The sequence below is a fragment of the Pseudomonas sp. UTLPPB19802 genome, from assembly GCF_059730225.1.
The window spans coordinates 4919922-4944322 of sequence record NZ_AP048545.1; the positions used below are offsets into that span (position 1 = coordinate 4919922).

Annotated in this window: 26 protein-coding genes; 17 read left to right on the forward strand and 9 right to left on the reverse strand. The window is 63.5% G+C overall.

Going from position 1 to position 24401, the window contains the following annotated elements:
• Positions 1–7: 7 nt before the first annotated feature.
• Positions 8–811: a PA4824 family protein gene (locus AC6I6U_RS21235; RefSeq protein ID WP_497877989.1), complete on the forward strand. Its 804-nt coding sequence runs from the start codon at positions 8–10 to the stop codon at positions 809–811.
• Positions 812–998: 187 nt separating this feature from the next.
• On the opposite strand, the gene AC6I6U_RS21240 is transcribed toward AC6I6U_RS21235, so the two are convergent.
• The 3 genes from AC6I6U_RS21240 to AC6I6U_RS21250 form a co-directional block, all read right to left on the reverse strand.
• A complete protein-coding gene (locus AC6I6U_RS21240) occupies positions 999–1829 on the reverse strand; it encodes a nitroreductase family protein (RefSeq protein ID WP_497877990.1) in 831 nt (276 codons plus the stop codon).
• A gap of 45 nt (positions 1830–1874) precedes the next feature.
• Positions 1875–2174 (reverse strand): putative quinol monooxygenase, encoded by a 300-nt coding sequence (locus AC6I6U_RS21245; RefSeq protein ID WP_497877991.1) that lies wholly within the window; start codon positions 2172–2174, stop codon positions 1875–1877.
• A 182-nt stretch (positions 2175–2356) separates the two neighbouring features.
• Positions 2357–2560: a hypothetical protein gene (locus AC6I6U_RS21250; protein ID WP_497883161.1), complete on the reverse strand. Its 204-nt coding sequence runs from the start codon at positions 2558–2560 to the stop codon at positions 2357–2359.
• Between the two features lie 99 nt (positions 2561–2659).
• Between AC6I6U_RS21250 and AC6I6U_RS21255 the strand changes: the two genes are divergently transcribed.
• The gene (locus AC6I6U_RS21255; protein ID WP_497877992.1) at positions 2660–3310 is read left to right on the forward strand and encodes an HAD-IA family hydrolase; all 651 of its coding nucleotides are present in this window, start codon (positions 2660–2662) and stop codon (positions 3308–3310) included.
• A 13-nt stretch (positions 3311–3323) separates the two neighbouring features.
• On the opposite strand, the gene AC6I6U_RS21260 is transcribed toward AC6I6U_RS21255, so the two are convergent.
• The gene (locus AC6I6U_RS21260) at positions 3324–4580 is read right to left on the reverse strand and encodes a 3-phosphoshikimate 1-carboxyvinyltransferase (RefSeq protein ID WP_497877993.1); all 1257 of its coding nucleotides are present in this window, start codon (positions 4578–4580) and stop codon (positions 3324–3326) included.
• Positions 4581–4766: 186 nt separating this feature from the next.
• On the opposite strand from AC6I6U_RS21260, the gene AC6I6U_RS21265 reads away from it, so the two are divergent.
• The 8 genes from AC6I6U_RS21265 (at position 4767) to AC6I6U_RS21300 (ending at position 10551) form a co-directional block, all read left to right on the forward strand.
• Positions 4767–5045: a hypothetical protein gene (locus tag AC6I6U_RS21265; protein WP_497877994.1), complete on the forward strand. Its 279-nt coding sequence runs from the start codon at positions 4767–4769 to the stop codon at positions 5043–5045.
• A 235-nt stretch (positions 5046–5280) separates the two neighbouring features.
• A complete protein-coding gene (locus tag AC6I6U_RS21270; protein ID WP_497877995.1) occupies positions 5281–5871 on the forward strand; it encodes an amino acid synthesis family protein in 591 nt (196 codons plus the stop codon).
• 26 nt (positions 5872–5897) lie between these two features.
• Positions 5898–6728, forward strand: a complete 831-nt coding sequence (locus tag AC6I6U_RS21275) for an alpha/beta fold hydrolase (RefSeq protein ID WP_497877996.1) — start codon at positions 5898–5900, stop codon at positions 6726–6728.
• Complete coding sequence (locus AC6I6U_RS21280) at positions 6725–8203, forward strand: aldehyde dehydrogenase (RefSeq protein ID WP_497877997.1); 1479 nt, start codon at positions 6725–6727, stop codon at positions 8201–8203. Before AC6I6U_RS21275 ends, AC6I6U_RS21280 begins: the two co-directional genes overlap by 4 nt.
• Positions 8204–8215: 12 nt before the next feature.
• Positions 8216–8701 (forward strand): flavin reductase family protein, encoded by a 486-nt coding sequence (locus tag AC6I6U_RS21285; protein ID WP_497877998.1) that lies wholly within the window; start codon positions 8216–8218, stop codon positions 8699–8701.
• 56 nt (positions 8702–8757) lie between these two features.
• Positions 8758–9153, forward strand: coding sequence for a carboxymuconolactone decarboxylase family protein (locus tag AC6I6U_RS21290; RefSeq protein ID WP_497877999.1), 396 nt, complete (start codon positions 8758–8760; stop codon positions 9151–9153).
• Between the two features lie 79 nt (positions 9154–9232).
• Positions 9233–9985 carry a GntR family transcriptional regulator gene (locus AC6I6U_RS21295; protein ID WP_497878000.1) on the forward strand — a complete coding sequence of 251 codons (753 nt, stop codon included), beginning with the start codon at positions 9233–9235 and terminating at the stop codon, positions 9983–9985.
• A gap of 2 nt (positions 9986–9987) precedes the next feature.
• A complete protein-coding gene (locus AC6I6U_RS21300) occupies positions 9988–10551 on the forward strand; it encodes an NUDIX hydrolase (protein WP_497878001.1) in 564 nt (187 codons plus the stop codon).
• Between the two features lie 386 nt (positions 10552–10937).
• Here the strand turns inward: AC6I6U_RS21300 and AC6I6U_RS21305 are convergent, their stop codons facing one another.
• Positions 10938–11231 carry a DUF1330 domain-containing protein gene (locus tag AC6I6U_RS21305; RefSeq protein WP_497878002.1) on the reverse strand — a complete coding sequence of 98 codons (294 nt, stop codon included), beginning with the start codon at positions 11229–11231 and terminating at the stop codon, positions 10938–10940.
• 74 nt (positions 11232–11305) lie between these two features.
• Between AC6I6U_RS21305 and ribBA the strand changes: the two genes are divergently transcribed.
• The 6 genes from ribBA to AC6I6U_RS21335 all read left to right on the forward strand — a co-directional run bounded on the left by ribBA (position 11306) and on the right by AC6I6U_RS21335 (position 17395).
• Positions 11306–12415, forward strand: a complete 1110-nt coding sequence (ribBA, locus tag AC6I6U_RS21310) for a bifunctional 3,4-dihydroxy-2-butanone-4-phosphate synthase/GTP cyclohydrolase II (RefSeq protein WP_497878003.1) — start codon at positions 11306–11308, stop codon at positions 12413–12415.
• 237 nt (positions 12416–12652) lie between these two features.
• Positions 12653–13675, forward strand: coding sequence for an ABC transporter substrate-binding protein (locus AC6I6U_RS21315; protein ID WP_497878004.1), 1023 nt, complete (start codon positions 12653–12655; stop codon positions 13673–13675).
• Positions 13660–14616: an ABC transporter permease gene (locus AC6I6U_RS21320; RefSeq protein WP_497878005.1), complete on the forward strand. Its 957-nt coding sequence runs from the start codon at positions 13660–13662 to the stop codon at positions 14614–14616. The genes AC6I6U_RS21315 and AC6I6U_RS21320 overlap by 16 nt, the downstream gene beginning before the upstream one ends.
• 6 nt (positions 14617–14622) lie before the next feature.
• Positions 14623–15432: an ABC transporter permease gene (locus tag AC6I6U_RS21325; protein ID WP_497878006.1), complete on the forward strand. Its 810-nt coding sequence runs from the start codon at positions 14623–14625 to the stop codon at positions 15430–15432.
• Between the two features lie 19 nt (positions 15433–15451).
• Positions 15452–16606, forward strand: a complete 1155-nt coding sequence (locus AC6I6U_RS21330) for an ABC transporter ATP-binding protein (protein WP_497878007.1) — start codon at positions 15452–15454, stop codon at positions 16604–16606.
• A gap of 156 nt (positions 16607–16762) precedes the next feature.
• Positions 16763–17395: an START domain-containing protein gene (locus tag AC6I6U_RS21335; RefSeq protein WP_497878008.1), complete on the forward strand. Its 633-nt coding sequence runs from the start codon at positions 16763–16765 to the stop codon at positions 17393–17395.
• Here the strand turns inward: AC6I6U_RS21335 and AC6I6U_RS21340 are convergent.
• From AC6I6U_RS21340 to AC6I6U_RS21350, 3 genes are all read right to left on the reverse strand, one after another.
• Complete coding sequence (locus tag AC6I6U_RS21340; RefSeq protein WP_497878009.1) at positions 17385–18410, reverse strand: HNH endonuclease family protein; 1026 nt, start codon at positions 18408–18410, stop codon at positions 17385–17387. The genes AC6I6U_RS21335 and AC6I6U_RS21340 overlap by 11 nt on opposite strands.
• A 3-nt stretch (positions 18411–18413) precedes the next feature.
• Positions 18414–20663 (reverse strand): AAA family ATPase, encoded by a 2250-nt coding sequence (locus AC6I6U_RS21345; RefSeq protein ID WP_497878010.1) that lies wholly within the window; start codon positions 20661–20663, stop codon positions 18414–18416.
• A 637-nt stretch (positions 20664–21300) separates the two neighbouring features.
• Positions 21301–22704 carry a purine-cytosine permease family protein gene (locus AC6I6U_RS21350; RefSeq protein WP_497878011.1) on the reverse strand — a complete coding sequence of 468 codons (1404 nt, stop codon included), beginning with the start codon at positions 22702–22704 and terminating at the stop codon, positions 21301–21303.
• Between the two features lie 323 nt (positions 22705–23027).
• Between AC6I6U_RS21350 and AC6I6U_RS21355 the strand changes: the two genes are divergently transcribed.
• Positions 23028–23513 (forward strand): flavin reductase family protein, encoded by a 486-nt coding sequence (locus tag AC6I6U_RS21355; RefSeq protein WP_497878012.1) that lies wholly within the window; start codon positions 23028–23030, stop codon positions 23511–23513.
• A gap of 46 nt (positions 23514–23559) precedes the next feature.
• Here the strand turns inward: AC6I6U_RS21355 and AC6I6U_RS21360 are convergent, their stop codons facing one another.
• The gene (locus AC6I6U_RS21360) at positions 23560–24327 is read right to left on the reverse strand and encodes a methyl-accepting chemotaxis protein (RefSeq protein WP_497883076.1); all 768 of its coding nucleotides are present in this window, start codon (positions 24325–24327) and stop codon (positions 23560–23562) included.
• Positions 24328–24401 lie beyond the last annotated feature (74 nt).

Genomic DNA, 24401 nt, shown 5'->3' on the forward strand with positions numbered 1-24401 from the left:
GGCTCTCATGCAGAACAATCATCAACACCGGACCGACCGCTCACCGCAAGGCACCACCCACCGCTCGCTCTACCAGGCATTGCCGCGCGCTCGAAGACGCAGCCTGCACGGCACCCTGGCATTTCTGGCCGCCAGCCTCGGCGCCGTTGCCTTGCTGGCAGCCTACTCCAAGGCCCATGCGGCCGGAGGTTCCTATGTCGTCGATGACGGCGGCCTCAACGCACCCGGCGAATGCACTGCCGACAGCTGGTACAAGAGCACCCGGCACCACGCGTCGAGCGGAGAAACCGTGCTGTCGGCGGACTGCACCCCGACCAGCCTGTCCTCGCTGCAACTGGGCGCCGATATCAATCGCAGTCGCGATGATGGCGAGCACCAGACCTTGTTCAGCCCGCACCTCAAGGCAGCGCTGTTCAGCCGCGAGGACCTGGGCCTGGAGGCGGCGTTGCAGGCCCAGGCGCATTTCGCCACAGCTCGCCGCCATGCCTACGACGGCACCGACCTGGCCCTGCCACTGACCTACACACCGATCCAAGCGCTACGCCTGACCGTCAGCGGTGGCTGGAGCCATGCCTACAACGACGGCGAACAGACGCATCGACTGACCTGGGGCACGAGCCTGGAATACGACCTGGCACCGGCGCTGACACTGGTGGCCGAGCGCTTCGGCCAGGAAGGTGGCGACCAGGGCTGGCAGGCGGGTCCGCGCCTGCATATTGGCAAGAACCTCGACATCGACCTGGTAGCGGGCGGACAGCTGAATGGCGGCCAGGATCACTGGTTCACCACGGGGGCAAGCTTGCGGTTCTGAGGGGGCAAGCCGACAGGCTTGTGGCGCCTTTCCTGGCCCCTTCGCGGGCAAGTCGGACGCCGCCCGTACGTTCCACAAGGCTGCAGCGTACGTACGGGCGCAGGCGCCACCGTACGGTAGGAGCCGGGCTTGCCCGCGAAGAGGCCCGAGAGAACCACACAAAGCCCAGAGGCCAGCCCGAAACGTTCTAGCGCAACTCAAAGCCCAGCGCCGCGACCGCCTCACGCAGCCGGTCACGGCCACTGAGCGACCCGGGCCCTGCCACACGCTGCACCACCGCCTCGGACCAGGGTTGTCCCGCCCGTCCCTGGCGGCTCTGGGCCTGTTGCATCTGCTCGTCGTAGGCACGGCACTGCTGCAACTCGTCCGTCACGCCATAACGATCATGATGCAACACCACGCGCTGTGGCAGGCGCGGTTTGACCGTCGCCGGCAAGGCCGGATCAGGGTGGCCCACGCACATGCCGAACAGCACCAGGCTGCCAACCGGCAGCCCCAACTCCTCGGCAACGATTTCCGGATGGTTGCGCATTCCCCCGATGTAGACGATACCCAGCCCCTGCGACTCGAAGGCCACCGCGGCATTCTGCGCGGCCAGTGCGGTGTCGACGCTACCGACGACGAAGGTTTCCAGGTAGTCGAGGCCATCGGTGGCCTGTGACTGGGCGTCACCGAGGCGCCGCAGGCGCGACAGGTCGAGCACCCAGGCGAGGAACAACGGCGCCTGCTCGATATGCCGCTGGCCGCCAGACAACTCGGCAAAGCGCGCCCGGCGCGCCGGATCCTGGATCGCGATGACGCTCCAGACCTGCAGGTTGGACGAGGTGGACGCCGACTGGGCGGCTGCCACTGCGACCTCAAGGGCGCCGACAGGCAGCGCATCGGGCAGGAAGGCCCGGACCGAGCGGTGCTCCAGCAGGCTATGCAGCACCGCGTTGTGCGGCAGGTCAGCCTTGGACAGCGGCAGGCCGTAACGCGCCTGCCACAGGGCATCAAGAGATGAAGTCGACAAGGTCATGGTGAGTCTCGAAAGGGAAATGGACGCGTCCCTGCGCTGGCGGCTTTACTGTCCGGGTACTTCATCCAGCAGCAGGACCTGGCGGTCCTGTACCAGGTCGGCGGCTGCGGCCCCCATGATCCGATAGTGCTCGGTTTCACGATGATGTTCGATCGCAGCCATGTCGATCCAGCGCTCGACGAAGACGAAACGCCCGGTATTGTCCCGGTCGACATGCAGCGTGTATTCACGGCAACCGGCTTCGGCCCGCGAGGGCACCACGGCGGCCTTCAATACGGCCTCCAGCTCGGTTTCCTTGCCCGGCTTGGCTTGAAGGATGGCAACGACACGAATGGCATGGTTCATGGATCTTCACCTGAATGGGAACGGTGTGCAAAAGCACTCGGGAGGACGATGATGCCCCCTCTGCCGCGGGCCATCAAGGGCAGAAGGCTCTGAACCGCCACTCCCGGACAGGTTCCGGGCGCTCTGCGAACAGAGCCGTTACCCACCAGCGAGGCGGGCAACGGGCGGACCGGCAGGAGCGATCAGGGCTTGAGCGGGGTTTCGCGATCGCGCTCGGGCATCTCCTTGCCATCGTCGGGATGCTTCCACGTTTGCGGTGGAGGCTCGTCATCCACCCCATCCTCCACCACCTCATCGTCCTCGGGCACAGGGACTTCATGCCAGGGCATCCCCACCAGGGGATACCGCGAAAACGGATCAGTCACGCAAGCAGGCTGAGTATCCATACGCACCTCACATCGATCGCCCGGGCCGTCCGGGCGTGGAGTCCTGAGTGTAGCAACCCGTCGTGTTAGCATGGTTGTTTGCCCAGAGGAGAACACGGCATGTTTGAAGGTCAACGCTTCGCGGCGTTTCTGTTCGATATGGACGGGACGCTGCTCAACTCCATCGCAGCTGCCGAGCGTGTCTGGAGCGACTGGGCGCGCCGGCATGGCCTGGATGTACCGGCCTTCCTGAAGACCATCCATGGCGTGCGCTGCATCGACACCATCCGCCGGCAGAACCTGCCCGGCGTCGACGCCGAGCGCGAAGCGCAGGCCATCTCCCAGGCCGAGATCGATGACGTCGAGGGCGTGGTCGCCATCGACGGCGCCCTGGCGTTTCTCGCCGACCTGCCCGCCCACCGCTGGGCCGTGGTGACCTCGGCGCCACGGGCCCTGGCGGAAAGCCGCATGGCCGCCGCCGGCATTCCCCTGCCCGACCTGGTGATCACCGCCGAAGACGTCAGCCGCGGCAAGCCGGCACCGGACGGCTACCTGCTGGCCGCCCGGCGACTGGGGGTCGAGCCGTCTCAGTGCCTGATTTTCGAGGATGCGCCAGCGGGTATTGGTGCGGCGGAAGCAGCGGGCATTCCGGTGACGGTGATCACCGCCACCCACGGCCATCCGCTGGAAACAGCGCACCCGACGCTGGCGGACTACAGCCGGGTGAAGGTCGACAGCAATGACCAGGGCCTGGCACTGGTCCAGGCCTGATCAGCCAGCGGTCTTACGAAACGTACTGCACACCCAGCGAAGCCAGGGCCTTCCAGTAGTCCGGATAGGTCTTGGCCACGCAATCCGGATCCTGGATACGAATACCGGAAACCTTCAGCCCCGCCAGGGCAAAGCACATGGCGATGCGATGGTCGGAATGGGTGTCGATCAGCGCGTTGCAGCTCGTGCCAGCCAAGGCTGGATCGGCCGCCACCAGCAGGTCGTCACCTTCCACCGAGGAAAGCCCGGCACGAATTTCGTTCAGGCCGTCGTGCAGCGCCTGGACCCGATCGCATTCCTTGACCCGCAGGTTCGCCAGCTCGACGAAACGTACCGGCGTGCGGTTGAACGCTGCCAGTACCGCCAGGGTCGGGATCGCGTCCTGCATCTGCGAACCATTGATCACTGCCGGCATGTTGGGGAACTGCTGGATCACCTCCAGCGCCTTGGCATCCGGCTGGGTGAAATCCTCCCCGGCCACGCCCAGGTCGATGCGCCCCCCGGTCAGCGCCTGCGCGGCCCACAGGTAGGTGGCCGCCGACGCGTCCGGCTCGACCTGGTAGTCGCAGGCGGTATAGCCGGTAGCCGCCACCCGCCAGGTAGTCTCGTCGACCTCTTCGATCCGCGCTCCGAAGGCGCGCATGCAGGCCAGCGTCAGGTCGACATAACCGCGGGCGCCGATGTCCTTGCCGGTCAGTGCCACTTCCACCGGTTCCTCGCCACAGGCCGCCAGCATCAGCAAGGCCGAGACGTACTGGCTCGACAGACCGCCATCGATCTCGAAACGGCGCGCCTGTACGCGGCCCTGGCCACGCACGGTCACGGGTGGGCAGCCGGTAGGGCTTTCGACATCCAGGCCGGCGCGACGCAACGCATCGAGCAGCGGGCCGATCGGACGTTTCTGCATGTAGTGATCACCGTCCAGCACCACCGTGCCATCGACGGTGCTCACCGCCGCCGTGAGGAAACGTACCGCCGTACCGGCGTTGCCGAGGAACAACGGCTGCGCGGGCACCTGCAACTGGCCGCTTCCGGTGACCACGAAGGTGGTGTCGTCGGGTTCGCTGATGGTTACGCCCATCTGCCGCAAGGCATTGGACATATGGCGGGTATCATCGCTTTTCAGTGCGCCGGACAGGCGGCTGGTGCCCTTGGCCAGGGCGGCGAGCAACAGGGCCCGGTTGGTGATCGACTTCGAACCGGGTGGCGTCACCTTGCCGTTCAGGGACGCGTTCGGCGGGATCACGGTGAGGGTTTGCTGCACAGCCATTGATCAACTCTCCAGGCTCGAAAGGTACGCGCACAGGCTCGTGCGCCTCGACAGTCCGCCATGATGCCATTAATACACCCGGCGGATCATCCGTTTCTGTCGAGCAGGCCGGCCTGCAGGCGGGTCTTGCGCTTCATCGACAAGCCAGGAAAATAGGACCGACTCTTTCTCGACAACGACCCCGCCATGATCGAACAGCGCCGACGCACCCTTCCATCCCTGCCCTGCCTGCTCCTGCTGGCCAGCAGCTTCTCGCTGCTCACCGGCTGCTCCGGACACCAGACCCCGGTCAACGGCTACCCCTGTTATGCCAAGGCGGTGCCGACCACCGGTGTCGGTGGGCTTGCCTGGGGACCCAGCGTGAAAACCGCCAGCGCCAAATCCCTGGACAACTGCCGACGCTATGCCGCCGAATCGGGCGGCACACCCCGTACCTGCAAGGTCACGGCAGCCAGCTGCCGCTAGAACCGCTCCGAGTCGGTGATGAATGCCGCCCTGCCCGGGGTCGGCATTTCGACCTTTCATCCGGGCGCCCCGCCCCCCGCCTATCTCGCTGAAAGCCTTTGAACACGGGCCGGCAGCAGCTGATTCCGACCTCCGGTCATCCTTGCGCAACACAAACTCATTCAAGGGGCTTGCGCAGCCAGTATTATGGTATACCATCATACCAACAGACCGACACACAACCGAGGAGCCCCTTATGAGTTTCGAAATCCGCAAGATCGTCAGCTACATCGAGGAAACCTTCATCGAAGGCGGCAAGGCCACCGACAAGCCGGTGACCATGATCGGCCTCGCGGTAGTGATCAAGAACCCATGGCTGGGCCGTGGTTTCGTCGAAGACCTGAAACCGGAAATCCGTGCCAACTGCTCCGACCTGGGCGCCCTGATGGTCGAGCGCCTGGTCAAGGCCATCGGCGGTGCCGAGAACATCGAAGCCTACGGCAAGGCCGCTGTTGTCGGCGCCGATGGCGAGATCGAACACGCCTCGGCGGTGATCCACACCCTGCGCTTCGGCAACCACTACCGTGAAGCGGTCAAGGCCAAGAGCTACCTGAGCTTCACCAACAAGCGCGGCGGCCCGGGCACTTCGATCCAGATCCCGATGATGCACAAGGACGACGAAGGCCTGCGTTCGCACTACATCACCCTGGAAATGCAGATCGAAGACGCGCCACGTGCCGACGAAATCGTCGTGGTCCTGGGTTGCGCCGATGGCGGCCGCCTGCACCCACGCATCGGCAACCGCTACATCGACCTGGAAGAACTGGCCGCCGAGAAAGCCCAGTAATCAAATAAGAAAGGCAGGAGCGCTCCATGATTCGGCACACCGCTGAACGCACCCCGGCCGGCACCAGTTACCTGGCGACCGGCGAAGGCCAACCCGTAGTCCTGATCCACGGGGTCGGGCTGAACAAAGAAATGTGGGGCGGCCAGATCGTTGGCCTCGCGCCACACTATCGGGTCATTGCCTACGACATGCTCGGCCACGGCGCCAGTCCGCGCCCTGACCCCGACTGCGGGCTGCTCGGGTATGCCGATCAGTTGCGCGAACTGCTCGACCACCTGCAACTGCCCACCGCCAGCGTCATCGGCTTCTCCATGGGCGGTCTGGTCGCCAGGGCCTTTGCCCTGCACTTTCCACAACGGCTACAAGGCCTGGTGGTGCTCAACAGCGTGTTCAACCGTAGCGCCGAACAGCGCGAGGGTGTCATCGCCCGCACCAGCCAGGCTGCCGAACACGGTCCGGATGCCAATGCCGAAGCAGCCCTGTCGCGCTGGTTCAGCCGCGAATACCAGGCTGCTAACCCGGCGCAGATCGCCGCGATCCGCCAAGTCCTGGCCAGCAACGACCCGCAGGGCTACCTGACCACCTATAAGCTGTTCGCCACGCAAGACATGTACCGCGCCGACGACCTGAACACCATCCAGGCGCCGACGCTGGTGGCCACCGGCGAACTGGACCCCGGTTCGACCCCGCTGATGGCCCGGCAACTGGCCGAGCGAATTCCCGGTGCCCAGGTTGCCGTGCTCCCTGAACAACGGCATATGATGCCGGTGGAATCGCCACGCCTGGTCAACCAGATGCTCCTCGACTTCCTTGCAACCACCTACGTCCAACAAACCATAAAGGGGATCGTTGCATGACACTCGCACGCTTCCAGATGTGCATCGGCGGCGAATGGGTCGATGCCCTGTCCGGCAAGACCTTCGATAGCCTCAACCCGGCCCTGGCCGAGGCCTGGGCGCAACTGCCCGATGCCGACGAAGCCGATGTCGAGCGCGCCGTCCAGGCGGCCCAGGCGGCTTTCGACAATCCGGCCTGGCGCGGCCTGACCGCCACCGCACGAGGCAAGCTGCTGCGTCGCCTGGGTGACCTGATCGCCGAGAACAAGGAACAACTGGCGCAACTGGAAAGCCGCGACAACGGCAAGCTGATCCGCGAAACCCGCGGCCAGGTCAGCTACCTGCCGGAGTTCTTCCACTACACCGCCGGCCTGGCCGACAAGCTCGAAGGCGGTACCCTGCCGCTGGACAAGCCGGACCTGTTCGCCTACACCGTGCACGAGCCGATCGGCGTGGTCGCGGCGATCATTCCGTGGAACAGCCCGCTGTACCTGACCGCGATCAAGCTGGCACCGGCCCTCGCCGCCGGCAACACCATCGTGATCAAACCCTCCGAGCATGCCTCGGCGACCATTCTCGAACTGGCCCGCCTGGCCCTGGAAGCCGGTATTCCACCGGGCGTGGTCAACGTCGTCACCGGCTACGGCCCGAGCACCGGCGCCGCCCTCACCCGCCATCCGCTGGTCCGCAAGATCGCCTTCACTGGCGGCGCGGCCACGGCACGCCACGTGGTGCGCAGCAGTGCCGAGAACTTCGCCAAGCTGTCGCTGGAACTGGGCGGCAAGTCGCCGAACATCATCTTCGCCGACGCCGACCTCGACAGCGCGATCAACGGTGCCGTCGCCGGGATCTACGCCGCCTCCGGCCAGAGCTGCGTCTCCGGCTCGCGCCTGCTGGTCCAGGACGAGATCTACGACGAATTCGTCGAACGCCTGATCGCCCGTGCCCAGCGCATCCGCATCGGCAACCCGCAGGATGAAACCAGCGAGATGGGCCCGATGGCCACCGCCCAGCAACTGGCCGTGGTCGAAGGCCTGGTCGCCGACGCCCTGGCCGAAGGCGCGCGCCTGCGTACCGGCGGCAAGCGTCCGGACATCGACGGCGGCTGGTTCTACGAGCCGACCCTGTTCGAATGCGACCGCAACTCGATGAAGATCATGCAGGAAGAAGTCTTTGGCCCGGTCGCCTCGGTGATCCGCTTCAAGGACGAAGCCGAAGCGCTGGCCATTGCCAACGACTCGCAGTTCGGCCTGGCCGCCGGCATCTGGACCCGCGACCTCGGCCGCGCCCATCGCCTGGCCCGCGATGTACGCTCCGGAATCATCTGGGTCAACACCTACCGCGCGGTGTCGGCAATGGCGCCGATCGGCGGCTTCAAGAACAGCGGCTACGGCCGTGAGAGCGGTATCGACTCGGTACTGGCCTATACCGAACTGAAAACGGTCTGGATCAACCTCTCGCAGGCACCGATGCCCGACCCCTTCGTGATGCGCTAGGAGACAGCTGAAATGATCGAACCCGGTATCTACAAAGAAGTCATGGGCTCCTTCCCCTCCGGCGTCACGGTGGTCACCACCCTCGACGCCGACGGCGGCATCGTCGGCATCACCGCCAGCGCCTTCAGCGCGCTGTCGATCGATCCGGCGCTGGTGCTGTTCTGCCCCAACTATGCTTCGGACACCTACCCGATCCTGCGCGACAGCAAGCGCTTCGCGATTCACTTGCTGTCCGCCGACCAGACCGCCGAAGCCTACGCATTCGCCGGCAAGGGCAAGGACAAGGCCAAGGGCATCGACTGGCACCTGAGCGAGCTGGGCAACCCGCTGCTGCCCAAGGCCACGGCGATCATCGAGTGCGAACTGTGGCGTGAGTACGACGGCGGCGATCACGCGATCATCGTCGGCGCGGTAAAAAATCTGATCCTGCCGCAGGACCCGGTCACCCCGATGATCTACCACAAGGGCAAGCTCGGCGCACTGCCGACCCTGGCGTAACTGACGCTTCGGCCGTGCGCCGCCTCTCGCGCACGGCTCTTTTTCGAGGACGCGAAATGAGCAACGAGAAATACCGGAAAGGCCTGGAGATCCGTACCCAGGTGCTGGGCGAAGCCTATGTGCAGAAGTCCATCCAGAATGCCGACGATTTCAACCGTCCGCTGCAGGAACTGGTCACCGAATACTGCTGGGGTCATGTCTGGGGCCGCGAGGGCTTATCGCTCAAGGAGCGCAGCATGATAAACTTGGCGATGATTTCGGCCCTCAATCGTCCCCACGAACTCAAGCTGCATGTACGTGGTGCCTTGCGTAACGGCCTCAGTCGTGAACAAATACGCGAAATCCTGCTTCAAGTCGGTATTTATTGCGGCGTTCCCGCAGCCGTGGACAGTTTCCGGCTGGCCCGCGAAGCCTTTGCCGAGGCCGACGCCGAAGCAGGCGCCTCCAGTTAACCGATGGCTGTCCGGTATGGCGTAGCAGGCCCGATACCCTGTTCCCGTGATCCGGACAACCATATTCAGAGCCGCCCCCATGAAACGCCTGCCACTCGACGATAATTTCAAGGTCAATCGCAACCCCGTCACCCTGCGCGAAATCGTGCTGGACAAGCTGCGAAGCGCCATCATGAACTTCCAGCTCCTGCCGGGGGATCGTCTGGTGGAGCGCGACCTGTGCGACCGCCTGGGAGTCAGCCGGACTTCCGTGCGCGAGGCCCTGCGCCACCTGGAATCCGAGGGCCTGGTGGCCTTCGCCGATGCCAAGGGCCCGAGCGTGGCCATCATCACCCTGGCCGACGCACGGGATATCTACGAGCTGCGTTGCGCACTGGAAAGCCTGATCGTCCAGTTGTTCACCCTGCGCGCCAAGGCCAAGGACATCAAGGCCCTGGAAAAGGCCTTGGAAGAGAACCGCAAGGCCCTCAAGGACGGCGAACTGCAGCAGGTGCTCGATTCGGTGCAGGGTTTCTACGACGTGCTGCTCGAAGGCTCGGGCAACCACGCCGCCGCCACCCAACTGCGCCAGTTGCAGGCGCGCATCAGCTACCTGCGGGCCACCTCGGTTTCCCAGGAAAACCGCCGCGGCGCCAGCAACAAGGAAATGGAACGCATCGTCGAGGCGATCAAGAGCGGCGACCCGCTGGCCGCCCACCAGGCGTCGGTGGATCACGTCCGCGCCGCAGCCAAGGTGGCGATGGAATACCTGCAACGCAAACAGGACGAGTCCGGTCCGATTCCGGAGATCATCGCCCCTCTCGCTGTAAAAGAACCTCGCATAGGTATCTGAAAATGCCAGCCCCGCGCTTCTGTCCGCAATGCGGTGCCGGTGACCTCGCTCACCAGGTGCCACCGGGAGATACCCATGAGCGCCTGATGTGCCGGGGCTGCGGCTACATCCACTACGTCAATCCGAAGATCATCGCCGGCTGCATCATCGAGCGCGATGGTCGCTACCTGCTGTGCCAGCGGGCGATTGCGCCCCGTCCCGGCACCTGGACGCTGCCGGCGGGCTTCATGGAAAGCGGCGAGACCACCGAGCAGGCGGCGTTGCGCGAAGTCTGGGAAGAAAGTGGCGTGCGGGCGGAAATCATCTCGCCGTATTCGATCTTCAGCGTACCCAGGATCAGCGAGGTGTACATCATCTTCCGCGCCATCGCCCTGGAGATCACCGACCAGTACGGGCCGGAGACCCTGGACTACCGTTTCTTCGCCCCCGACGAAATCCCCTGGGATTGCATCTACTACCCGGCGATCCGGCAGATTCTCGAACGCTACATCGAGGAGCGCCAGGCTGGGGTCTACGGCCTGTATATGGGCAACGACGACAGCGGCAAGGTGCATTTCATCCGCTGAGACCTTGTGGGGCCTTGGAGCCCCTGTTCCGGTCGTTCCCACGCGGAGTGTGGGAACGACCGGAACAGCCTTTGTGGCGAGCGGGCTTGCCCGCGCTCGGCTGCGAAGCAGCCGCAGACCGGACCTCTCGATTCATCCTGCCAGGCTGGGGGGGGCCGGTTTCAGTGCCGCTCCGCCCCCCAACGCAGGCTTGGCGGGAGGTTGCGCCGCCGCGCTGGAACGCGTAGCGCTCCTGAAACCGGTTACCGCGATACTTCGTGCGCAACCGGGTCGCCTGGCTTTACGGCTGCCGGGCAGCCAAGCGCGGGCAAGCCCGCTCGCCACCAGGCTGTGGTGCGCCCCATTTGGGTGTTCCGAGCGTAGGAACGATCATCAATCACTCAAACTCAGGGCACCATGCCCTCGACAATGATGATTTCGGCCGTCGCCACGCCCGCGCGATGCCCCTTGGCCTCCTGGTAAAGTTCCGAGTTGTAGCAGGCCAGCGCCTGCTCGTAGGAGTCGAACTCGATCACCACGCTGCGCTGCGGCGTCTCCCTCCCCTCCACTGCCTGCGACTGCCCGCCACGGGCCAGGAAACGTCCGCCATACTCGGCAAAGGCCGCCGGCGCACGGCGGGTGTACTCGGTGTATTGCTCGGCGTCGGTGACATTCACATGAGCGATCCAGTAAGCCTTCATTGTCGACCTCATTGTTTGTTTATTTTGTATTATGGTATACCACAAAATATTGCCACACACGCGGGGATTGCAACATGGCCTTTAACAGCATCGAAGAGATTATCGAAGACTACCGCCAGGGCAAGATGGTTCTGCTGGTGGACGATGAGGACCGCGAGAACGAGGGCGACCTGCTGCTCGCCGCCGACTGCTGCGACGCCCAGGCCATCAGCTTCATGGCCCGCGAGGCGCGTGGACTGATCTGCCTGACCCTGACCGACGAACACTGTCAGCGCCTGGGCCTGGAACAGATGGTGCCGAGCAACGGCAGCGCCTTCAGTACCGCCTTCACCGTCTCCATCGAGGCCGCCACCGGCGTGACCACCGGCATCTCCGCCGCCGACCGGGCACGCACCGTGGCCGCCGCCGTCGCCGCCAATGCCTGTGCCGACGATCTGGTGCAGCCCGGCCATATCTTCCCCCTGCGCGCCCGCGAAGGCGGCGTACTGACCCGCGCCGGCCACACCGAGGCCGGTTGCGACCTGGCACGCCTGGCCGGTTTCACCCCGGCCTCGGTGATCGTCGAGGTGATGAATGACGACGGCACCATGGCCCGCCGCCCGGATCTGGAAGTCTTCGCACGCCGTCACGGGATCAAGATCGGCACCATCGCCGACCTCATCCACTACCGCCTCAGCACCGAACACACCGTGGTGCGCATCGGCGAGCGCGAACTGCCCACCGTGCACGGCACCTTCCGCCTGGTGAGCTATGAGGACCGCATCGAAGGCGGCGTGCACATGGCCATGGTGATGGGCGACATCCGCCGCGACGAACCGACCCTGGTCCGCGTGCACGTCATCGATCCGCTGCGCGACCTGGTCGGCGCCGAATACCACGGCCCGAGCAACTGGACGCTGTGGGCCGCCCTGGAACGGGTTGCCGCGGAAGGTCGCGGGGTCGTCGTGGTGCTCGCCAACCATGAATCGTCCCAGGCACTGCTCGAACGCATCCCGCAACTGACCCAGCCGCCGCGCCAGTACAGCCGCTCGCAATCACGCATTTATTCCGAAGTCGGCACCGGCGCGCAGATTCTCCAGGACCTCGGCATCGGCAAGCTGCGCCACCTCGGCCCACCCCTCAAATACGCGGGCCTGACCGGTTACAACCTGGAAGTGGTCGAGAGCATTCCCTTCACCCAGTAACGCCGGGAGGAAAATTTTTCCTGGCCGGATAACCGGTAAGGCAAAGTGCTTGCACAAAGTTTGGAATACCATAATATGATATCCCGTAGACCGAACAAACTTACCCAGGAACCCGGCCAAGAACGAGACAGGCGACTAGCCTTGCCAAGACCGCCTGCAAAGGCACTGAAAGACCAGCTGCTCCCGATAGGCGGGCATCGAAAGCCCGCTCAAAAACACAACAATGAGGGCGTAAAAATGGTATTGAAAAAAGGTACGACCGCTGTATTGCTGGCAGGCTTGCTGGGCATGAGCCAGGCAGCGATGGCCGCCGAGAGCGTCAACTTCGTCAGTTGGGGTGGTAGCACCCAGGATGCACAGAAGCAGGCGTGGGCTGACCCGTTCAGCAAGACCAGCGGCATCACCGTGGTCCAGGACGGCCCTACCGACTACGGCAAGCTCAAGGCCATGGTCGAAAGCGGCAATGTGCAGTGGGACGTGGTCGACGTCGAAGCCGACTTCGCCCTGCGTGCCGCCAGCGAAGGACTGCTCGAACCTCTCGATTTCAGTGTGATCCAGCGCGACAAGATCGACCCGCGCTTCGTCTCCGACCACGGCGTCGGCTCGTTCTTCTTCTCTTTCGTGCTCGGCTACAACGAAGGCAAGCTCGGTGCCGGCAAGCCGCAGGACTGGACCGCGCTGTTCGACACCAAGACCTACCCCGGCAAGCGCGCCCTCTACAAATGGCCAAGCCCTGGCGTACTCGAACTGGCCCTGCTGGCTGACGGCGTTCCCGCCGACAAGCTCTACCCGCTGGACCTGGACCGTGCCTTCAAGAAACTCGACACCATCAAGAAAGACATCGTCTGGTGGGGCGGCGGCGCCCAGTCCCAGCAACTGCTGGCCTCCGGCGAAGCGAGCCTCGGCCAGTTCTGGAACGGTCGCGTCTACGCCCTGCAGCAGGACGGCGCACCCGTGGGCGTGAGCTGGAAACAGAACCTGGTGATGGCCGATATCCTGGTCGTGCCGAAGGGCTCGAAGAACAAGGCCGCCGCCATGAAGTTCCTGGCCAACGCCAGCAGCGCCAAGGGCCAGGCCGATTTCTCCAACCTGACCGCCTATGCGCCGGTCAACGTCGACAGCGTGTCGCGCCTGGACTCGGTGCTGGCGCCGAACCTGCCGACCGCTTACGCCAAGGACCAGATCACCCTTGATTTCGCCTACTGGGCCAAGAACGGCCCGGCTATCGCGACACGGTGGAACGAATGGCTGGTCAAATAAAAATGGCCGCCACTGCGTCCCATTCCTCCCAACCGACCGGGGGCGCCATTGGCGCCGCCGGCTCGGCCTCCGGCAAGGCGGCTGTCATGAAACACACACCTTCGCTGGCCCGGCGCTGGAAAGGCGCCGGCAACCTGGCACCGGCCCTGCTGTTCCTGGGCCTGTTCTTTCTCGCACCGCTGATCGGCCTGTTGCTGCGCGGCGTGCTGGAGCCCACGCCAGGGCTTGAAAACTACCAGCAACTGTTCGCCAACTCGGCCTATGCGCGAGTACTGCTCAACACCTTCTCGGTGGCCGGGCTGGTGACCCTGTTCAGCCTGCTGCTGGGCTTCCCGCTGGCCTGGGCGATCACCCTGGTGCCACGCGGCTGGGGCCGCTGGCTGCTGAATATCGTACTGCTGTCGATGTGGACCAGCCTGCTGGCGCGGACCTACTCCTGGCTGGTGCTGCTGCAGGCCTCCGGCGTGATCAACAAGCTGCTGATGGGCCTGGGCATCATCGACCAACCGCTGGAGATGGTGCACAACCTGACCGGCGTGGTGATCGGCATGAGCTACATCATGATTCCATTTATCGTCCTGCCACTGCAGGCGACCATGCAGGCCATCGACCCGATGATCCTGCAGGCCGGCTCGATCTGCGGCGCCAGCCCGTGGACCAACTTCTTCCGGGTGTTCCTGCCACTGTGCCGTCCGGGGCTGTTTTCCGGCGCACTGATGGTGTTCGTGATGTCCCTGGGTTACTACGTCACGCCGGCCCTGTTGGGCGGCGCACAGAACATGATGCTGCCGGAGTTCATCATTCAACAGGTGCAGTCGTTCCTCAACTGGGGCCTGGCCAGCGCCGGCGCCGCCCTGCTGATCCTGATCACCCTGGTGCTGTTCTACTTCTACCTGAAGCTCCAGCCGGAATCCCCGGTCGGCGCGAGCAACGCGAGGTAAGCCGCCATGCTCCTGACCCCGAATGCCATGAGCCGGCGCATGCGCCTGGGCCTCTACCTCACCACCGGACTGATCGCGCTGTTCCTGCTGCTGCCGATCGTGTTCATTGTCCTGCTGTCGTTCGGCTCCTCCCAGTGGCTGGTGTTCCCGCCACCGGGCTGGACGCTGAAATGGTACGGCCAGTTCTTCTCCAACGCGGACTGGATGAATGCCGCCCTGGCCAGCCTCAAGGTCGCGGTGCTGACCACGATCTTCGCCGTGGCCTTGGGCCTGCCGACCGCCTTCGCCCTGGTGCGCGGGCGCTTCCCCGGCCGGGAACTGCTCTACGGGCTGTTCACCCTGCCGATGATCGTGCCACTGGTGATCATCGCCGTGGCGGTCTATGCGCTGTTTCTCAAGCTCGGCTACACCGGCACTATGTTCGCCTTCGTGGTCAGCCACGTGATCGTCGCCCTGCCCTTCACCATCATCTCGATCATCAACTCGCTGAAGCTGTTCGACCAGTCGATCGAGGATGCCGCGGTGATCTGTGGTGCCTCGCGCCTGCAGGCGGTGTTCAAGGTGACTTTCCCGGCGATTCGTCCCGGCATGGTGGCCGGTGCACTGTTCGCCTTCCTGGTGTCGTGGGATGAAGTGGTGCTGAGCGTGATGATGGCCAGCCCGACCCTGCAGACCCTGCCCGTGAAAATGTGGACCACCCTGCGCCAGGACCTGACTCCGGTGATCGCCGTCGCTTCGACGCTGCTGATCGGCCTGTCGGTATTGGTGATGGTGATTGCCGCCGCTCTGCGTCGGCGCAATGAACTCAGCGCCTGAGCGCCCAGGAGTAGAAGACATGAGTGCCGTGATCAAAGATGCCGCACAACAGAACGACCGCACCCTGGTCAGCCTGCGCAACCTCAACAAACACTACGGCGACTTCGCCGCCGTGGACAACATCTCGCTGGACATCAAGGACGGCGAGTTCCTGACCTTCCTCGGCTCCAGCGGCTCGGGCAAGAGTACTACCCTGTCGATGCTGGCCGGTTTCGAGAGCCCCAGCACCGGCGAGATCCTGGTCGAGGGCAAGTCGCTGGTCAACGTGCCGCCGCACAAGCGTGACATCGGCATGGTGTTCCAGCGCTACTCGCTGTTCCCGCACCTGTCGGTGCGCGACAACATCGCCTTCCCGCTGGCCATCCGCAAGCTGGAGGCCGCCGAGCGCGAAAAGCGCGTCGACGCGATGCTCAGGCTGGTCCAACTGGAGCAGTTCGCCCATCGCCGTCCCGCCCAACTGTCCGGTGGCCAGCAACAGCGCGTGGCGATCGCCCGTGCGCTGGTCTACGAACCACGCATCCTGCTCATGGACGAACCGCTCGGCGCCCTGGACAAGAAATTGCGCGAAGACCTGCAGGACGAACTGCGCCAACTGCATCGGCGCCTGGGCATCACCATCGTCTACGTGACCCATGACCAGGAAGAAGCCATGCGCCTGTCCCAGCGCATCGCCATCTTCAGCCACGGCAAGATCGTCGGCCTGGGCAGCGGCTATGACCTCTACCAGAACCCGCCGAACGCCTTCGTCGCCTCGTTCCTGGGCAACTCCAACTTCCTGCGGATCAAGGCCCAGGGCAATGGTGCCGCCAGCTTCGAGGGCCAGGCGCTGTCGATCCGCCTGACGTCGGGCCTGCAGAACGACCAGGACATCCTGCTGATGGTGCGCCCGGAAAAGGCCCTGGCCCTGAGCCTCGAACAGGCCTCCAGCGAACCACCGGCCGCTGGCTGGAACCAGGTCACGGCGACCGTCGGCGAGGTGCTGTTCCTCGGTGAAAGCCAGACTTGCAGCGTTGTCACCCTGGGTGGCACGGCGATGACCGTCAAGGCGTTGTCCGCCACCGGCATGCCGCTCAAGACCGGTGACCTGGTGGCCGTGCGCTGGGCAACCGCCGATGCCTGCGTCTACACCGAGTGGCAGGAAAGCGACCTGAACAAGGCCGCTGGCAGTCACTGATCACCCGTCCTGCTCGCCTTGTCGGCGCCGGCAATCGCCGCGACGACAAGGCTTCCCTCCCGAAGCGTATCCACGCACACCATCGAATAAACTTCGCGCCCGCGTGTTATATCTGGCAGACCTGAACATACCGTCGGGTGCCTGCGGAGGCTGCGAATGAAAACCCTGTTATCCGTGATCGCCTTGACGACCGCCTGCCTGGGCCCGACGGCCCTGGCCGCCGAGCAGTGGACACTGGCCAGGGAAGCGGACGGCATCAAGGTCTACCTGACCCAGGTACAGGGCTCGCGCTACCAGAGTTTTCGTGGCGTCAGCGAGATCAAGGCCGACGTTTCGACCCTGCGTGACCTACAGGAGAACCTCAGGGTCGCCTGCAAGTGGCTGTACGCCTGCGCCGAGATGCGCCTGCTGAAGAATGACGGCGACGACACCTGGGTCTATCTCACCACCGACCTGCCCTGGCCGGCCGCCCCTCGGGACATGGTGCTGCATGTGCATACCGGGCAGGCCGACGACGGCAGCCTGGTCCGCCACCTGGAGGCGACACCCGACTACCTGCCACCGGTACCGGGCCTGATCCGCGTACGCCAGTTGCAGGGTGTGTGGAAGATGCTGCCCAAGGGCGACGGCGTGACCGAAGTGACCTATCAACTGCAGGCCGAGCCGGCGGGCGACATTCCCTCCTGGCTGGCCAACCAGTTCGTCGTCGATGCACCGATGGTCAGCCTCAAGACGTTGCGGGCAGTGGCGGAGCGCCAGGGTGTCCGCGCTGCCTTGATCAGCCCTTGAGCCGCACCTTGAAACCCTCGATCCACTCGCGAACCATGGCAGAATAAGGCGCTTCGGGGCGGGCCATGGTTTTCATCTGCTCCAGAATCTGTTCCTGGAGAAAACGCAGGCGTTTGGCGATACGACGGTCGCGCACCAGGCTGTCCTGGCCTGGTTCTTCAGCCAGCGGTCCGGGGTCCAGTTCCTGGGCCATCAAGCCCATTTCCACCGTCAGCATTTCCAGGAACTCCAGCTGGCGCAGCACGCGGGTGCGCTCCTGCACCAGGCCGAGCCGGTTCAGGCCATAGACATGGATCGACACCGCGCCCCTGAGGCTGAGCTTGTCGGCCAAGGCCTGCTCGATGACCTCGCGCAACTCCGGCCTTACACCCGCGACACCTGCTCCCGGGGCCAGCCCACCGCTGTCATGAAGCTTGGGCAGTACCAGTCCGATAAGGTTGTCACTGTCGACATGAAACCGCAGATGTTCCTCTGGCTGATCCCGGCAAGGATCCAGCAGCAAGGCCTGCTCACCGACAAGATCGAGGGTGCCCACTGCGGCCCGCTGACCGAGGATGGGAAAGCTGTCCTGTTTGCCGGTCTGGACCGTCCGGGATCGGCTGAAGGCCTTGTCTTCATTGACCAGCCTGACCAGACTCGCTGATAACGTGGGCGTCACCTGACCACTGCGCCGGTTACAGTGAATGCAACTTGGCAGCAGGTTCTCCCAGTCCATGGCGATCCACCAGTAGCCGGGATGGTCCGGCTCCTCGTAGACGCTGCCCTTGGGCCGATAATGCTCGATATCCACCGGGGCGCTGCCGTAGTAGAAACTCTCGCAATAGGCGCATTTGCCGTGAAACAGCTCATGCAACTGCTTCTTGACGCTGTCGGACTTGTACACGGTGAAGGCTGGTAGCTTGCCTCTCGGCATGGCGAAATAGGCCTGGAGCTTTTGCAGTTCCTTTTTTGCCTGTGATTCTTCTCCCAACATAGCATCGGGCACGGGAACGCTGTCGCGACGGACGGCACGCATACTTCAGAGTCCTTCCAGAATGCCGAGGATGCGCTGCTTGGCGTCCACGCGCAGTTGTGCAAGGTGTTCCGCCGAGGTTCGCCGCCGGCCCTTGAGGTATTCGACAACGGCCTCCTGCACCAGGCGTTGGACTTCGGTGGAGCCAATCGGCAAGGCATCGGCGATATCACGTTCGAGACTGCGCCAGGCCTCCTGTTGTGCCGCTGTCAGCGCCTCGCCTCTCTCGCGAACGCTCAGCAGGTCGGCGAAGTGAGCCAGCTCCCGCTCGGTATCCGGCTGATCGGTAGAGGCCAGGCTGAAGAAATCCGACGTCAGCAATTGCTCGACGGTCAGTTGGCTGACGTTCGGCAGGCGGACCACCTGCTCGACCATGACCGGTAGTTGGGTGTCGGTCCGCTTGCCGCTCGGAACCCGCTGCATGACGACCACCTCGCCCTCCTGCATGCCGCGCAGGCACAGCGGGTCGTGAGTGGTGACGATGAAGGTGACCTGCGGCAAGGCCGCACGCAGGGCCCGCATGATCTGGATCTTCCAGCGTGGATGCAGATGGGCCTCCACCTCATCGATCAGGACCACGGCGCGGGCGCTTTCCAGGTCTTCGAAGTGCGGGTTGAGCGTTCGGTCCATCAGCCCGCGGATGATATCGCAGACCATCGCCAGCATCGAACGATAGCCCGAGGAGGCATGACTCAACGGTGTACGGCCGGTGGCAGTGACGATATGGCAGCGGCGGGACTTGCCCACCTCGTCACGCTCGATGACCTGGAACACCGACTCGATCGAAAGGACTTCACGCAACGCCATGACTACCCGGTCGAAGTCCAGTTGCTCCAGCCCCAACAGCCACTTCTCGGGGTTGGGCAACAGCACATCGGACTTGAACAGGTTGACGATCCACCGCGCCTCGCCGAAGTTGCGCGTGCGATTCAGGTACTGGCGAAAGGCACCATAGGCGAACACCGGCGGCAGCTCATCCTGTCCGTCAGGCAAGTACTCACGCCCACTGATGGCCAGTGTCCGGCGGGTCGAATCGTCGAACGCGAGGCTAATCCGTGCGCTCTTCAAGGCCGTCGTGTTGGCCGCACCCATCAACCGCGGATCGAGCGGCAGTTTCCGCACATCGAGCCGCAGGCGGTCGCGGGCCCGGGACGAACATAGGGCCAAGGCCGTCGCCTCCAGGATCGAACTCTTGCCTGCGGCGTTATCACCCAGGATCAGCATGGCGGGCTGCTGGAAACCGGACGCCTGTGTCGGCAGCGAGAGGCACAGGCGCTCGATGCCCTTGAAGTTTTCCAGTTCGATGGATTGCAGGCGTCGCAGCAGCGGCTCCGCCTCGGATAATGGCGCCTGGAGTTCGGTATGCGAGGCTCGAACTGGAATACTCTCCAGCCCTCGTGTTCGCCGGGCACAACTGACGAAAGCCAATCCGAAACCCTGCGGGTCCCGCGGCGTGCTATCGCCGAATGAGCCCTTGAGCAGCGGTTCCAGTTGCAGGCACAGTAGATAACACAGGCCACCGAACTCCATGGCAGCGAAATCGAACAGCGACTCGAAGGCGGCCGGATCCTGAAACGGGGATTGCGTCAGTTGTTCCAGGGCATCCAGGTACTTGCCGAGCCTCCTGACTCTTCGACTCTTGAGCTCGGGGCGGTTGAGATTGAAGTGCCGAATGGTTTCCAGCCCGGCATCGCTGAAGGTCGCGAGAATCCCGGTCGACGGATGAATCTCGAAGTGCAGGCAAGGTACCCAGTCTCCGCACGGATCGAGCAGCAGATTAATCTCCCGAGGCGGATGATCGTGCCATACCCCCTCGGGGTCCGAAGCATAGGCCGAGAACTGCAACTCATGGGGAATCGGTGCCCTGGCCCCGTCGACAGGAAAGTAGTTGCGTCGCTCCGGAAGGCATTCCCGGCAGATCGGATAGAGGTTCTCCCAGGCATTGACCAGCCAGGCGTAGTACAGATGGTCGTTCTCGTCACCCTGCGCCGGGCTGGCATTGGCCCCAGGACGTAGCCGATAGGCGTTGGTCGGGCCGATGCGCTCGCAGAAAGCGCACTTGCCGTAGAACAACCGCTCCAGGCCCTTGAACAACGACGCATCGTTCAGGTCGAGAGCGAAGTACGAGGCCCGGGTCTGGGCGCGTACGCGCCTGTCAGCGCCAAAGAAATCCCTCAGTTGTACACGGGACGCCTGCATCTCCCGGCTTTGAAAAAACTCGGGAACAGGCACGGAACGACGATCGAACAGCTGCATGGGTAGCTTCCCTGAAAAACCGCGACAAGGCGGTGCATCCATGAAAAACGCAGACTTTAATCGGCGTGCAACGAAAAGTAGAGGCGTTTTTCGTCTCTAGTTCCTGCAACGCGGAAGCAGCATACCTATCAGGCTCTTCACCTGGTTGCAGAGACTGGAACACTTTGAAGCTTGCGGTGAAATCGTCAGCCTTGTGTCGTCTGGGCGGACGCCATCGCCAGCAAGCCGGCTCCCACAAGAACTCGCCGCGCCAGTGGCAGCCTATCAACCCGAGCACCGCTTTGGCTTCGGCTTCGGCTTTTGATCTTGCTTTTGATCTACCCGCCCCGTTCCCAGCCGGCTGAGTGGAGGTCCTGTTTCGAGAGTCGCCCGGCAGGGATGCCGGGCGAGCCGTGTTGGGCCATGGATGGCCCGTCACGGCGTGCTCTCGAAACAGGACCGGAGCGAAGGAACCCTCGCGCAGCGAGGGCCAATGGAGGGGCAAGCCCTTTTGGTTCCTTTTGGGGCGACTGCCAAAAGGAACTCGCCCGTAAGGGGCGAAACCGTAACATCAGCTAAACGCGCAAACGGATATACACCCGATCAAAACAAAAAAGCGCCTGAGTTCCCTTCAACCCAGACGCCTTCACTCAATCACTCAACTCAGGTCAGTCAACCCCAACCGCCCCGCCTTCACCCGCTCCTTGCGCGTCCGCGTCGCCAGGCAGTAGTACAGCGGACACGTCACCACCAACCCCACCAGCCACGACAGATCCGCCCCCTCCACCAGATTGGCATAAGGCCCGACATACAGCGACGTATTGGCAAACGGCAACTGCACCAGAATCCCGATAAAGTACGCCACGATCGCATGCATGTTGAAGCGCCCGTAGATTCCCCCATCGGCACTGAAGATCGACGCAATGTCGTACTCCCCGCGCTTGATGATGTAGAAGTCGATCAGGTTGATCGAAGCCCACGGCACCAGCACCAGCAGCAGCGCCAGGATCAGCCCGATGAAGTGCGAAATGAAGTCCGCCGAAGCGCCCAGTGCCACCAGGCAGCAGCCCGCCAGAATCACGCCGGAAAGCACCACCCGCACCTTGATGCTTGGCGTCCAGTGCCCGACGAAGGTCTGGATCGACGTCACGATCGACAACACCGCCCCATACAGGTTGAGCGCGTTGTGACTGATGATATTGAGCAGGAACAGCACCATCAGGATCGGCCCCAGCCAGCCGGTGGCCTGCTTGACCGCCAGCATCGCCTCGGTGCCTTCAGGCGTGGCCAGAGCCGCTACCGCGCCAAAGGAGAACGACAGGATCGTGCCCAGGGAAGCGCCAAAATAGGTCGCCCAGAACGGCCGGCTGATACCGATATCCACTGGCAGGTAGCGCGAATAGTCCGACACATAGGGCGAGAAACTGATCTGCCAGATCACCCCCAGCGACACCGTGGCCACCCACCCCGACAGGTTGAAGCCACCGCGGCTGAAGAAGTCCGCCGGCAGATCGTGGGCAAAGATATAGATGAACCCGGCCAACAGGGCACTGCCCATGACCCAGGTCCCCAGCCGGTTCAGGCTATGGATGAAGCGATAGCCGATCACGCCGATGGCCGTCGCACCCAGGGCACCGATCAGCAGGCTGGCCGACATCGGCATCGACGGCACGATGCCGGTGATCGACTTGCCCGCCAGCACGATATTGGAAATGAAGAAGCCGATGTAGATGATCGCCGCGAAGAACACGATCAGCAGCGCGCCATAGCGGCCGAACTGCCCGCGGCTCTGGACCATCTGCGGAATGCCCATCCTGGGCCCCTGGGCCGAAGCCAGGGCGATCACCAAACCACCCACCAGATGCCCGAGGGCAATCGCGATCAACCCCCAGAGCAGGTTGAGGTGGAACACCTGCACCACCATCGCGCCGGTGACGATCGGCAGGGGCGCGATATTGGTACTGAACCACAGGGTAAACAGGTCACGTGCCTTGCCATGGCGCTCGGCCAACGGCACGTAGTCGACCGTGTGCTGTTCGATCAACGGATCTTGCTGGGACATAGTCATGAACTCGGTTTTGTCTGTTCTTATCTTTGTACGAAGCCAAACCAGGGAACGCTCTACGGCGCTCGCTCAGATGAAGACCATATTATGGTATTCCAAGAATTGCACAAGACTGATCCGTAAGTTTTGACAGCATCTGATCCGTAGTTCGGCCCCAAAAAAACCTAACAAAATCAGCTGAAAGCCGCGTAAATATTGGACATCAGTCAATAACCCGACGTTTGTCGGCGACCTGAAAAAGCCCTTGCAAAGCCAGATTTACGGTATACCATCAGACAATATTCAAACAAAAATGCCCCTGCGGCACCGAGGTATTTCCAATGATCGACGCAACCCTCTACAAGCAAGTCATGGGCTCGTTCCCGTCCGGTGTCACGGTGATCACCACCCTGGACGACGATGGCCAGATCGTCGGCCTGACCGCCAGCGCCTTCAGCTCGCTGTCGATGGAACCGGCACTGGTGCTGTTCTGCCCCAACTACAGCTCCGACTCGTACCCGCACCTGATCAAGAGCAAGCGCTTCGCCATCCACGTGTTGTCCGACGCGCAGCAGAACGAGGCCTATGCCTTTGCCCGCAAGGGCAAGGACAAGGCACAAGGTATCGAATGGACGTTGAGCGAGTTGGGCAACCCGCTGCTGGCCAATGCCACCGCGATCATCGAATGCGAGCTGTGGCGTGAATACGAAGGTGGCGACCATGCGATCATGGTCGGCGCGGTAAAGAACCTGATCGTGCCGCAACGCGAGAGCGGCCCGCTGGTGTACTGCAACGGCAAGATGGGCGCCCTCCCCGCCGTCGCCTGATCGAACGTCGGTACGGCAGTGCCCGAGGCACCGCCGCGTTCCCGCCTCAGGTCCGGAACCGCCGGACCCACTGGTTCAAGGTCTCGGACAACTGCGTCAGGTTCTGCGCATCCTGGCTGGTGGAATCAGCCAGGTCCGCCACCAACTGAGCATCGCCATGAATCTGGCTGATATGCCGGTTGATGTCCTCGGCCACCTGGTGCTGTTCTTCGGCCGCGGTGGCGATCTGGGTATTCATGTCGCGGATCACGTCCACCGACTCGCGGATCAACTCGAAACTGGCCCGCGCTTCATTGATCGACACCACGGTCTCCTGGGACACTTCCAGGCTGGCATGCATCTGCTTGCCCATCTGCTGCGTGCGCCGCGCCAGGGTACCGAGCAGGTCGTCGATCTCGCCCGTTGAATCGGCCGTACGCTTGGCCAGCGCACGCACCTCGTCGGCGACCACGGCAAACCCGCGGCCCTGTTCGCCGGCACGGGCAGCCTCGATCGCCGCGTTGAGCGCCAGCAGGTTGGTCTGTTCGGCAATCGAGCGAATGGTGCCGAGAATCGACTGGATGTCGTTGCTGTCCTGCGCCAGTTGCTGCATGGCCTCGGCCGACAGGCCGATCTCCTGGCTCAATCGGTCGACCTTGCTCACCGCCGTCTCGATCTGCTTCTGCCCGCTGTGGGCCTGGCGCTGGCCGTTGTCCGCCGAGTCGGCGGCCTGGTTGCAGGAACGCGCAACCTCATTGGAAGTGGCGACCATTTCATGGAAGGCCGTCGAGACCATGTCCACCGCTTCGCGCTGGCGCGAGGCGACCTCGGCCATCTCCCGGGACACCTCGTGGGTGCTGCCGGAGGTGCTGTGGATCTGCACCGCCGCCTCGCCAATGCGCTGGATCA

Coding starts and splice junctions, on each gene's coding strand:
- ribBA (WP_497878003.1), top strand. CDS start 11,306: ATGGCCTTTAACAGCATCGAAGAGATTATCGAAGACTACCGCCAGGGC.
- AC6I6U_RS21235 (WP_497877989.1), top strand. CDS start 8: ATGCAGAACAATCATCAACACCGGACCGACCGCTCACCGCAAGGCACC.
- AC6I6U_RS21305 (WP_497878002.1), bottom strand. CDS start 11,231: ATGAAGGCTTACTGGATCGCTCATGTGAATGTCACCGACGCCGAGCAA.
- AC6I6U_RS21330 (WP_497878007.1), top strand. CDS start 15,452: ATGAGTGCCGTGATCAAAGATGCCGCACAACAGAACGACCGCACCCTG.
- AC6I6U_RS21255 (WP_497877992.1), top strand. CDS start 2,660: ATGTTTGAAGGTCAACGCTTCGCGGCGTTTCTGTTCGATATGGACGGG.
- AC6I6U_RS21260 (WP_497877993.1), bottom strand. CDS start 4,580: ATGGCTGTGCAGCAAACCCTCACCGTGATCCCGCCGAACGCGTCCCTG.
- AC6I6U_RS21355 (WP_497878012.1), top strand. CDS start 23,028: ATGATCGACGCAACCCTCTACAAGCAAGTCATGGGCTCGTTCCCGTCC.
- AC6I6U_RS21315 (WP_497878004.1), top strand. CDS start 12,653: ATGGTATTGAAAAAAGGTACGACCGCTGTATTGCTGGCAGGCTTGCTG.
- AC6I6U_RS21325 (WP_497878006.1), top strand. CDS start 14,623: ATGCTCCTGACCCCGAATGCCATGAGCCGGCGCATGCGCCTGGGCCTC.
- AC6I6U_RS21295 (WP_497878000.1), top strand. CDS start 9,233: ATGAAACGCCTGCCACTCGACGATAATTTCAAGGTCAATCGCAACCCC.
- AC6I6U_RS21245 (WP_497877991.1), bottom strand. CDS start 2,174: ATGAACCATGCCATTCGTGTCGTTGCCATCCTTCAAGCCAAGCCGGGC.
- AC6I6U_RS21350 (WP_497878011.1), bottom strand. CDS start 22,704: ATGTCCCAGCAAGATCCGTTGATCGAACAGCACACGGTCGACTACGTG.
- AC6I6U_RS21275 (WP_497877996.1), top strand. CDS start 5,898: ATGATTCGGCACACCGCTGAACGCACCCCGGCCGGCACCAGTTACCTG.
- AC6I6U_RS21285 (WP_497877998.1), top strand. CDS start 8,216: ATGATCGAACCCGGTATCTACAAAGAAGTCATGGGCTCCTTCCCCTCC.
- AC6I6U_RS21300 (WP_497878001.1), top strand. CDS start 9,988: ATGCCAGCCCCGCGCTTCTGTCCGCAATGCGGTGCCGGTGACCTCGCT.
- AC6I6U_RS21280 (WP_497877997.1), top strand. CDS start 6,725: ATGACACTCGCACGCTTCCAGATGTGCATCGGCGGCGAATGGGTCGAT.
- AC6I6U_RS21345 (WP_497878010.1), bottom strand. CDS start 20,663: ATGCAGCTGTTCGATCGTCGTTCCGTGCCTGTTCCCGAGTTTTTTCAA.
- AC6I6U_RS21335 (WP_497878008.1), top strand. CDS start 16,763: ATGAAAACCCTGTTATCCGTGATCGCCTTGACGACCGCCTGCCTGGGC.
- AC6I6U_RS21320 (WP_497878005.1), top strand. CDS start 13,660: ATGGCTGGTCAAATAAAAATGGCCGCCACTGCGTCCCATTCCTCCCAA.
- AC6I6U_RS21360 (WP_497883076.1), bottom strand. CDS start 24,327: ATGGCCGAGGTCGCCTCGCGCCAGCGCGAAGCGGTGGACATGGTCTCG.
- AC6I6U_RS21340 (WP_497878009.1), bottom strand. CDS start 18,410: ATGCGTGCCGTCCGTCGCGACAGCGTTCCCGTGCCCGATGCTATGTTG.
- AC6I6U_RS21270 (WP_497877995.1), top strand. CDS start 5,281: ATGAGTTTCGAAATCCGCAAGATCGTCAGCTACATCGAGGAAACCTTC.
- AC6I6U_RS21240 (WP_497877990.1), bottom strand. CDS start 1,829: ATGACCTTGTCGACTTCATCTCTTGATGCCCTGTGGCAGGCGCGTTAC.
- AC6I6U_RS21265 (WP_497877994.1), top strand. CDS start 4,767: ATGATCGAACAGCGCCGACGCACCCTTCCATCCCTGCCCTGCCTGCTC.
- AC6I6U_RS21250 (WP_497883161.1), bottom strand. CDS start 2,560: ATGGATACTCAGCCTGCTTGCGTGACTGATCCGTTTTCGCGGTATCCC.
- AC6I6U_RS21290 (WP_497877999.1), top strand. CDS start 8,758: ATGAGCAACGAGAAATACCGGAAAGGCCTGGAGATCCGTACCCAGGTG.